The organism is Nosocomiicoccus sp. HMSC067E10 (genome assembly GCF_001810835.1).
Taxonomy (GTDB): Bacteria; Bacillota; Bacilli; order Staphylococcales; family Salinicoccaceae; genus Nosocomiicoccus; species Nosocomiicoccus ampullae_A.
On the sequence record NZ_KV802759.1, the window covers coordinates 26,335 to 35,285 of the forward strand.

Sequence of the window (8,951 nt, forward strand, 5' to 3'; positions counted from 1 at the left end):
TTAGGAAGTTTTTGTTGTATAAAGGCATGGAAAGCCCTACGGATCATAGAACTTTTTATTTTAAAAGTGCAGGGAATTTAAGCGGATGATACAGAATAAGAATTACACAAGAACAACTAAATCGTCTTGAGTGTGGTTTATAGTATTCACCAAGTATGTGTTCCAATGTAACCCTTAAAGGGATGTTACTATGTCCACGGTTACTGTTAGACTAAATTTATTGAACAGACACTATATTTTGGACAATATTTGAACCTTATGAAGAAGAATAAAGATAGTATCATTTCAATAATATTTGTATATATAGTAGAGAAATTTTCATTATTAAAGAACATATATTTTGAGTTCTTTAGTAATCCTTTTATATCTGACTCGATTCTTTTAGAGGAGTATATCGACCAATCTGGATAGATATAGAGAAGCGGTCATTGATTAATGTTATACTAAAAGAAGTTGCTCTAAAGATTCAATCCTTATTTAAGTAGCTAAATATTATTCTCAAAGAAGAAAAAGAAAATATTTTATGAAAAGACATGTATTTGTGATGTTACTTATAAAAATCACAGCACTAAAAGGAGATATCACTTTGAAATATGTATACCATCTAGTACCTAATAGTATGCTCGGAGAAAAGCTGATTCCTCTAAATCAAATAAAGGAAATCGATGCTCAGCTCTATGAAAAATACATGGATAAGTATAACAATTCTCCTGATCGCAAGTTATTATTGGAGAGAAAGGTACCCAAATTGAATTGCCGATGGAATGATGTGGTCCATTTTTCTCCGTTACACCCTAATCACATCTACCAAGCAATGAAAGAGTTGAACGTAAATGTACCTGATGAGGTCAAATTCTATAAGATTCCTATAGAGAATCTGCAAGGGAACGAAAATGCAATATATTATTACAACCAGAAATATTATGGAGGACCATCCGCTCCCATATCCCCCAGCAATATTGATTTGCTAAAAATTGATGATTACGAAGAACTGGATAAGATACCCAAAGAGACATTTGACTACTTTCAAAGGGAAAGCAACAAGAGAAATAGGTTCGGAATGTTCCATCTTGTTCCCCACATATTGAGTATAGGACAAGTTTCAATTGAAAATGCTGAAGTTATATCGTGGAATGAATAATCAGATGAATCAGCAAACATCTTCTTATTTGAGAAGATGTTGAAGGAGTTGAACTAATGGAACAAAAAATATCTTCAGAAAATGTTTCAGTTAGACTAATACGACAGTCTGACATCACTTATGTGTTGGACTGGAGTGAAGAGCAAAAATTTTGCTCGTCAAATGGATGGAAGCTAAACAGAAATGAAGAAGAAATACACAAGTGGTGGATACTTCAAGTAAATAATGATTCAGCAGAGTGTATTAGAGAAGGAATAGAATTTGAAAAAAATAGTCGAATATGTGGATGTTACATTTATAGATAAAGAAACAGTTGAATTAGAAATTGCCATCGGTGAGAGTGAATTGTGGGGAAAGGGTATTGGCACGGAAGCAATAGATCATACAATTGAAAATACTTCAAGCGAACTGGGCATTACGACTTTTATTGCTAAAACACACGAGAAAAATAAGCGCTCAAGGAGAATGTTGGAGAAGATAAATTTCAAAGAAATTGAAGAACACCATGGGACCCATAATTCAATAACTCATTATAAATTAACATTAGCGAGAGAAAGTTAAATGCAACCCTTTAAATTAAAATTACTTGACAAGGAAAAAGATTTTAAGCCCTTTTATAACTTCATCATGAGGAATACAGATCATTTCAGAGATTATATGGAGGTCGTCCCATCTTTTGATGAAGTTATAAAAGAATTCCTATTGGATGTGCCTCCCGGCATAGATATAAAAAATAAAGAAGTGTATGGCATCTATAGAGAAGAGAATCTTATTGGTTTTCTAGACATCCTATTCAATTATCCTAAAATTTACACCTGTATGATAGGTTACTTGGTCATCGATCAAAATTATAGGAAACAGGGTATTGGTCAACAAGTATATAATCACGCTGTTGCTTATGTTAAAGGAAAAGACATGCGGAAGATTCGGCTCAGTGTTATCAGAGAAAACGAGCCGGCTGTTAGAATGTGGAAAAAGCAAGGTTTTGAAACAATAGACGAAGAGGTAACAGAATATGGTGTCCAATTAATGATGGAGCTTAGATTATAGGATTAAGCCATGAAACATCTAGGGCAAAAGCGTTATAGGCATTGGCATCAATCTTTTGTAAGACAGGCGGTATATTATGAGACTACAAGTCGGTATAGAAGAATTTAATCATGCTTTGAGCAATATTGAGGCAAAAGGTAATGTTGATGCTTGGATGGACTATTATTCATATTACTATAGACCTTTTAACAGAATATTTAAGACATTGTAAAGGAAATCTGAATGAATATTGGAGATATCGTATAGGAAAGTACAGAATAATAACTAGTATTTATGATGATAAATCATTATTAATATTATTTCTGTAGGCAATCGTTCAAATATTTATAAGTAATACATTTAAGGCAAGATTCTATTATTTATATTAGAATCTTGCCTTTTTGTTATTTCATTTGATTTTTTAATACATTTCGTTCGCTATCTGGTACGTTAAATACCCATGTGCCTGTAACTTTTGTTGCGATAACACTTCCGATAAGAATTACAAATGGAATTGCTGCTGCAATGAGCCACTGCCCACTAATTAGTAGTGCTGGGAACAGTGACCACACGACAATTTCGGCGATGTTTGTTGCTGGTGTCATCGCTGTATCTTCTATTGTTTCAGATACGTTGTCTGGGTCGACAATTCTGTATAATACAAATCCGATTGCGAATACCCCTGTTAAATAACCGTATACGAAAATTGAACGCTCGAACCAGTCGTTTTTACTGTATGCCTTACCGAGTGGCCAAATGATAATGAATACAAGTAACCAACCAACAATCAGTGATAAAATAATCGGTCCAGCATAAGACATAACGACATCTAGTTTAACTGACGCAATACCGAAAATAACGAGATAATCCGTTGCGGAACCTGAAATTCTCGTATTCACATCTTTGTCGATGTAATCATATACTGGCGTATTTCTAAGAAGTAAGAAGAATATAAGCGCTAAGATGAATCCGAGAGTAAAGTCAGGAATTCCAGCTAATACATGCTCAGCAAGCCATCTGTTAAGTACGATCGTCATACCTGTTAATGCGACGATAAATGCGCCGTGATATGTTAATGTATCTAGCGAAACAGAAGAGATTGTTTGTTGACCGAATGGACGTCTATTCTGGAAAGAAATTAGTCCAGTTTTCATATCTCCATCGATGAACTTAAAGTCTTTCATATAAGCTGTCTGACCTTTACGTGCTGCGATGTTGATTAAAATAATACCACCGAAAATTCCAGTAAGAATACCGAACGTTGCAAATGTAATTGCGATATCCTGTGCATCTTCAAACCCAAGATCTTTAAACGTTGAACCTACAGCAGCTGCTGTTCCGTGTCCACCGTAAAATCCAGAGTGAAGTAGCATTCCAAAACCATCGTTTAGGCCTGGCCAAATTTTCTTAAGAACGACAATTGTAAATACAAGTGGTACGAAAATTTGAAGTGCCCACACGATAATTTTAAATATTTGGTATCCAAGAATTCGTTTAAGTTGTGAATCATCACCAGAGCCACGTTTAAATTCAAAACCGTTAACTCCAACGACTACGAATACTAAAATGATTAAAAGACCAGCATAACCACCCATTGCCTCAGAAAATGGTATCCAACCAAGCCCGTTTGGACCAAATATTAGCCCTAAAAATCCAGCGAGTACACTCGCAGGTATGAAGAACTTTTGGAATACTTTTAAGTTAGATCTGAGGAACTGTCCAATTAAGACGAGGATAGATGCAAATGCAAAGTCAATTACAAAATCTTGAATCGTCATAGACCTATCTCCTTTATCTGTTTTTAATTATTATATCATGGAAACGTTTTATATGCGTAAAACTTAATATTTATTAAAAAGAAGTATATTTATTCTTCCATTTCAGCGACAACTGTCAGTTGATAATCAATTAGAAGGACGGATCTTAGGCCTTCTTCACCCTTCTCACCACGCGTGATCGGACTAACGTAGTGACTGACCATGTGGTCTGTGACTCCATATGATTCTAACGGCTCTGTAATTTCAAATACTTCGTGTAGTTCATCGTCTGTTGTTTCTTCTGGAAGTTTATGGCGGACTTCCGGTATGCCAATCGCATTCGTGCCACCTTCAACGTTTCTTCTTTCAATCAGGTGTGCAAATGTAAAAGGCTCACCGTCCTGATGTAACGAGTTTGGTGATGAAACCGCAACGTCGTCTTCATGTTCAACGCGAAGTTTTACAAAATGTACACCGACGTGGATTGGCATGATGAGATCTTCATCATTCCAAAACGTCTCATTATAATCTGCCATAATGATTTTTTGAAGCAGTGTATTGTTTAAAATATGATCATCAATTGCTGCGAATTCACGGTAATCACCCGGGTGTTCTGGGTTAAATTTACCTTGGAAGTATGCTGCATATTCTTTACCGTCTTTTTTAATGTTTGGTAGCCATTCGATTTGTTGACTCGTTGGTAATACGAGTGCACGTGAATAACGTCTATAACGGTTTAGCCCTTTTGCGTAGTCATCTTCAGGTAAGTCGTTACGGAAATAGTCTCGAAGAATTTCAAAGTCTTTTTCAATTCCTTCATAGTATAGTTCTTTCATATAATCGTAGCGCTTATAGCCTTTCGTTTTAAGTTCGCTCATATGTTTCATCCTTTATTATTTATTCATTATTTATATTATGAAACATTAAAGAGACAATCAAGAGTAGGATAAATGAAAAACCCGACGGACATAGGCTTATTCATGGTATAATGTTTATAATAAACGAATACGAAAAGAAGTGTTGAAGGAGAATTACAATGAAAAAATCGATTGCGATACTTCTAGGTGGGTTACTCATTTCAACACCTGCCTATGCAGATGAAAATGATGGAAACTTAAACAATCAAAATCCGGGAGATTATAATGAAAATAATCACCCGGGAAATTATGATGAAAATAATAACCCGGGAAATTATGATGAAAATAATAACCCAGGGAATTACGACGGCAATAATAATCCAGGTGATTCGTTGCAAACACCTGGAACTGATGGGAATCAAAATCCTAATGATGGACAAAATCAACAGCCGCAACAAGAGGTCACTCCACCAGTGGAGACACCTGTTCAACAAGAAGCGTCTAGGGAATCGGTTGTCGTCGCTGTCAATCAAGAGAGCTATTCGATTAGCGGACGAGTGACACTAAATGACAAACCTGTTCAGGCGAAAGTTGAAGTGGGTAACAGAGTGATTGAAACGGATCCTAATGGGCGCTATGTCGCTCAAGAACTTCAACCAGGGACGCATACTGTAAAAGTTGTAGAAGTGAATGGAAAAGCGGTAAATGAGTCTGTCGATGTTGAAATTGAAAATAAAAACAAAGTAAATATTGATATCGATATTAAAGATGACAGCGCAGACGAGAGTGAAGTTGTAGAGGAAGAAATTCAAAAGAATGATCCTCAAATTAAAGAGGCTTCAAAGGCACTTATCTTTGCGGTTGTAGGTGTTGTGTTATTAACGCTCGCAGGCTTAGTGGCGCTTTTCCTTCGTAAAAAGAGATAACGGTTGTCAATGATATTATTTTTTGCTAATATTAATTTTACCGTGCTAAGTGGGGAATTAGCGGTGCCCTGTACTTGCAATCCGCTCTAGCAAGACCGAATTCCACTTTTGAGGAATCAGATGTGAGGTCTGCCTCACGTACGTCGATGTTGAGACTTCGGTCCTATGCAATAGAACGTCATGAACCATGTCAGGTCCGGAAGGAAGCAGCATTAAGTGGCCCATTCTATGTGCCGTAGGGTAGCCGAGGTTGAGTCGAATGCGTGAGTAACGCTTGTGTTTGATATTCGACAAAGTGGTGCACGGTTTTTTTATTATGAGAAAGCAGAACTGAGGGAATTCCTTGAGTTCTGCTTTTTTGTTGTTCTTTATCAGTGAAAAATATGAGTCGACGTATGGTATAATTAGAGTAATATTTTTAAAAAAGTAGGTGCGAAAATTTGGGATATCAAGCACTATATCGTGCGTTTAGACCGCAAAGTTTTGGCGATGTAGTCGGTCAAAAGCACATAACGCAAACGTTAAAAAATGCGATTGAACGTAACAAAGAATCTCATGCGTATCTTTTTAGTGGTCCACGTGGGACGGGAAAAACGTCGATCGCTAAAATTTTTGCTAAGGCTGTGAATTGTCCGAACAATCAAGGTGGGGAGCCGTGTAATGATTGTGCGATTTGTAAAAGTATTACTGATGGTAGCTCGAATGATGTCATTGAAATCGACGCAGCATCTAATAATGGCGTAGACGAGATACGTAATATTCGTGAGAAGGTAAAGTATGCACCAAACGAAGCGAAATACAAAGTGTATATTATAGATGAAGTCCATATGTTAACAACAGGTGCTTTTAACGCGCTTTTAAAGACGCTCGAAGAGCCACCGAGTCATGCAATTTTTATTCTTGCAACGACTGAACCTCATAAAATCCCAGCGACAATTATTTCTAGAACGCAACGTTTTGATTTTAAAGCAATTGAAACAGATGAGATTGTTGAACGCTTAAAGTATGTATCTGATACTGAAAATGTTGAATACGAAGAAGATGCTCTCGCTTATATCGCTCGTTCAGCTGAAGGTGGAATGCGAGATTCGTTATCGATTCTCGACCAAGTGATTGCATTTAGTGGTAATAAAGTTACATTAGATGACGCAGTAATGATTACTGGTGGTATTAAATTTGATGAGTTAAATGAATTTATGCAACTCATTTTAAATCTCGAAACTAGAGAAGCGTTTATGAAGTATCATCAGTTTATAGATGAGGGTAAAGATCCGATTCGGCTTGTCCATGAACTCGTCTATTATTTAAGAGATACGATACTATATGATGATGACAAATACGCACTAAACACAGTGGATGATTCGAAACTTTATCAAATGATTGATATTTTAAATGATGCGATGGTCATGATGCGCTTTAGTGTCAATGTGTCTGTTCATCTTGAAGTGGTCATTGTTAAAATGATCGAAGTTCTGAAGAAAGATAATGGAGTAAACAACCAATCTCATTCATCTAATAATGGAGAAATTGAAGCGTTAAAAAGAAAAGTGAATGCACTTGAAGCGACACTTAAAAATGGTGTGCAAGTCAAACAGGTCACAGAGAAAAAAATTCCACGAAACAAACCATATTCTTTCGAAAAAATTAAAGAAGTACTCGATAAAGCGAATCATGAAGATACAGGAAAAATTAAAAGAGAATGGGCAAATGTTATACAACACGTTGAAGCACAGGGACAAAACTCACTTCGTGCACTTATTAAAGACTCAGATCCGGTGACTGCGAGTGAAACGAAAGTGCTTATTAAGTTTAAAAACGAGGTACATTCTGAACTTATAAACAACGATAGTAATAAAACAGAAGAATTAGAACGATTGATTCATCCTATAATAGGGAAGAAAGTAAAAGTGGTCGGAGTACCAGAAGAGGCTTGGGAAGACGTTCGACAGAAATATGTTGCGAATTTTAAAGAATCTAGAGAAGAAACTATGAAGGAAGTAAAGTCTTCTGACAAAGCAAAAGAACTCTTTGATAGCAGTATCGTTGAAATAAAAGGTCAGTCCGATTAAAATAAATACAGTAAATATATTATTGGAGGTTTTATAAATGCGTGGCGGAATGGGTAACATGCAAAATATGATGAAACAAATGCAGAAAATGCAAAAGAAGATGGAAGAAGAGCAACAAAAATTAAAAGAAGAAAAGATAGAAGGTAGCGCTGGCGGTGGTATGGTAAAAGTAACAGTGTCAGGTCATAAAGAAATTTTAGATGTAGTGATTGACGAGGAAGTTGTCGATCCAGAAGATATCGAAATGCTACAAGACTTAATTACAGCGGCGACAAACGACGCATTAAATAAAGCGGACGAACTCGTTTCTGAAAAACTTGGTCAACATACTAAAGGGCTAAACATCCCAGGGCTGATGTAATATGTATTATCCAGAACCAATATCAAAACTTATTGATAGTTTTATGAAATTGCCTGGTATCGGTCCAAAAACAGCGCAACGTCTCGCGTTCTATGTTCTCAATATGAAAGAGACAGACGTTGTGGATTTCTCTAAAAGTTTGATGGATGTCAAACGAGAACTACAATATTGTTCGGTCTGTGGTCATATTACGGACGAAGATCCATGCTATATATGTAGGGATAAAAACCGTGACCGCTCGATGATATGTGTCGTTCAAGATACAAAAGACGTCATTGCGATGGAGAAAATGCGTGAATATAACGGACTATACCACGTACTACACGGTGCGATTTCACCGATGGATGGTATTGGTCCAGAGGATATTAATGTTCCGAGTTTAATTGAGCGATTAAAAGACGAAAACGTAAAAGAGTTAATACTCGCGACGAATCCAAATATTGAAGGCGAAACTACTGCGATGTATATTACTCGCCTCGTTAAACCGATTGGTATAAAAACGACGCGACTCGCACAAGGGTTATCTATCGGTGGAGATTTAGAGTATGCCGATGAAGTAACGCTATCGAGAGCGATAGAATATAGAACAGAAATCTAAATAAAGTTGAGTAGAATGATTTCTACTCAACTTTTAAAATTAATTTTTAAAAAACACTTGCATTTAAAATATAGACGATGTATAGTACTATCTTGTGAGCAATCACAACAAAGAAATTCGAAACGAAAACAAAAAGTTTTAATTTCGAATTTATTCGAATTTAATAGTTGCGTTTTAAAAATGAACGTGCTATAGTAAATATTGCGCTTTTCA

11 protein-coding genes and 1 other RNA gene are annotated in these 8,951 nt (G+C 36.2%); 10 read left to right on the plus strand and 2 right to left on the minus strand.

The window, feature by feature from the left end; all coding sequences use genetic code 11:
* Nucleotides 1–523 precede the first annotated feature (523 nt).
* From HMPREF2767_RS02795 to HMPREF2767_RS08900, 5 genes are all read left to right on the plus strand, one after another.
* On the plus strand, nt 524–1,141 hold the full coding sequence (locus HMPREF2767_RS02795; RefSeq protein ID WP_083302035.1) for a hypothetical protein: 618 nt from the start codon (nt 524–526) through the stop codon (nt 1,139–1,141).
* 56 nt (nt 1,142–1,197) lie between these two features.
* Entirely contained in the window at nt 1,198–1,446 is a 249-nt protein-coding gene (locus HMPREF2767_RS08555) for a hypothetical protein (RefSeq protein WP_083286796.1), read from the plus strand.
* Complete coding sequence (locus HMPREF2767_RS08560; RefSeq protein ID WP_083286795.1) at nt 1,403–1,702, plus strand: GNAT family N-acetyltransferase; 300 nt, start codon at nt 1,403–1,405, stop codon at nt 1,700–1,702. The genes HMPREF2767_RS08555 and HMPREF2767_RS08560 overlap by 44 nt, the downstream gene beginning before the upstream one ends.
* The gene (locus HMPREF2767_RS02805; protein WP_070456164.1) at nt 1,703–2,191 is read left to right on the plus strand and encodes a GNAT family N-acetyltransferase; all 489 of its coding nucleotides are present in this window, start codon (nt 1,703–1,705) and stop codon (nt 2,189–2,191) included.
* A 76-nt stretch (nt 2,192–2,267) separates the two neighbouring features.
* Nucleotides 2,268–2,402 carry a hypothetical protein gene (locus HMPREF2767_RS08900; protein ID WP_256374318.1) on the plus strand — a complete coding sequence of 45 codons (135 nt, stop codon included), beginning with the start codon at nt 2,268–2,270 and terminating at the stop codon, nt 2,400–2,402.
* Nucleotides 2,403–2,574: 172 nt separating this feature from the next.
* On the opposite strand, the gene HMPREF2767_RS02810 is transcribed toward HMPREF2767_RS08900, so the two are convergent.
* Together HMPREF2767_RS02810 and HMPREF2767_RS02815 are read right to left on the minus strand one after the other, a co-directional pair.
* The gene (locus HMPREF2767_RS02810; RefSeq protein WP_070456162.1) at nt 2,575–3,948 is read right to left on the minus strand and encodes a sodium/glutamate symporter; all 1,374 of its coding nucleotides are present in this window, start codon (nt 3,946–3,948) and stop codon (nt 2,575–2,577) included.
* Nucleotides 3,949–4,037: 89 nt separating this feature from the next.
* A complete protein-coding gene (locus HMPREF2767_RS02815) occupies nt 4,038–4,805 on the minus strand; it encodes a 2OG-Fe dioxygenase family protein (RefSeq protein ID WP_083286794.1) in 768 nt (255 codons plus the stop codon).
* Between the two features lie 158 nt (nt 4,806–4,963).
* Here HMPREF2767_RS02815 and HMPREF2767_RS02820 point away from each other — a divergent pair, with 158 nt between their 5' ends.
* The 5 genes from HMPREF2767_RS02820 (at nt 4,964) to recR (ending at nt 8,738) form a co-directional block, all read left to right on the plus strand.
* Nucleotides 4,964–5,710 (plus strand): carboxypeptidase-like regulatory domain-containing protein, encoded by a 747-nt coding sequence (locus HMPREF2767_RS02820; protein ID WP_070456158.1) that lies wholly within the window; start codon nt 4,964–4,966, stop codon nt 5,708–5,710.
* A 40-nt stretch (nt 5,711–5,750) separates the two neighbouring features.
* Nucleotides 5,751–6,016: signal recognition particle sRNA large type (gene ffs / locus HMPREF2767_RS02825), an RNA gene on the plus strand.
* 134 nt (nt 6,017–6,150) lie between these two features.
* Nucleotides 6,151–7,779 (plus strand): DNA polymerase III subunit gamma/tau, encoded by a 1,629-nt coding sequence (gene dnaX, locus HMPREF2767_RS02830; RefSeq protein WP_070622553.1) that lies wholly within the window; start codon nt 6,151–6,153, stop codon nt 7,777–7,779.
* Nucleotides 7,780–7,816: 37 nt separating this feature from the next.
* Nucleotides 7,817–8,140 (plus strand): YbaB/EbfC family nucleoid-associated protein, encoded by a 324-nt coding sequence (locus tag HMPREF2767_RS02835; protein WP_068131140.1) that lies wholly within the window; start codon nt 7,817–7,819, stop codon nt 8,138–8,140.
* A 1-nt stretch (nt 8,141) separates the two neighbouring features.
* A complete protein-coding gene (recR, locus tag HMPREF2767_RS02840; RefSeq protein WP_068131143.1) occupies nt 8,142–8,738 on the plus strand; it encodes a recombination mediator RecR in 597 nt (198 codons plus the stop codon).
* Nucleotides 8,739–8,951 lie beyond the last annotated feature (213 nt).

Coding starts and splice junctions, on each gene's coding strand:
- HMPREF2767_RS08555 (WP_083286796.1), top strand. CDS start 1,198: ATGGAACAAAAAATATCTTCAGAAAATGTTTCAGTTAGACTAATACGA.
- HMPREF2767_RS02795 (WP_083302035.1), top strand. CDS start 524: ATGAAAAGACATGTATTTGTGATGTTACTTATAAAAATCACAGCACTA.
- HMPREF2767_RS02805 (WP_070456164.1), top strand. CDS start 1,703: ATGCAACCCTTTAAATTAAAATTACTTGACAAGGAAAAAGATTTTAAG.
- recR (WP_068131143.1), top strand. CDS start 8,142: ATGTATTATCCAGAACCAATATCAAAACTTATTGATAGTTTTATGAAA.
- HMPREF2767_RS02810 (WP_070456162.1), bottom strand. CDS start 3,948: ATGACGATTCAAGATTTTGTAATTGACTTTGCATTTGCATCTATCCTC.
- HMPREF2767_RS02835 (WP_068131140.1), top strand. CDS start 7,817: ATGCGTGGCGGAATGGGTAACATGCAAAATATGATGAAACAAATGCAG.
- HMPREF2767_RS02815 (WP_083286794.1), bottom strand. CDS start 4,805: ATGAGCGAACTTAAAACGAAAGGCTATAAGCGCTACGATTATATGAAA.
- HMPREF2767_RS02820 (WP_070456158.1), top strand. CDS start 4,964: ATGAAAAAATCGATTGCGATACTTCTAGGTGGGTTACTCATTTCAACA.
- HMPREF2767_RS08900 (WP_256374318.1), top strand. CDS start 2,268: ATGAGACTACAAGTCGGTATAGAAGAATTTAATCATGCTTTGAGCAAT.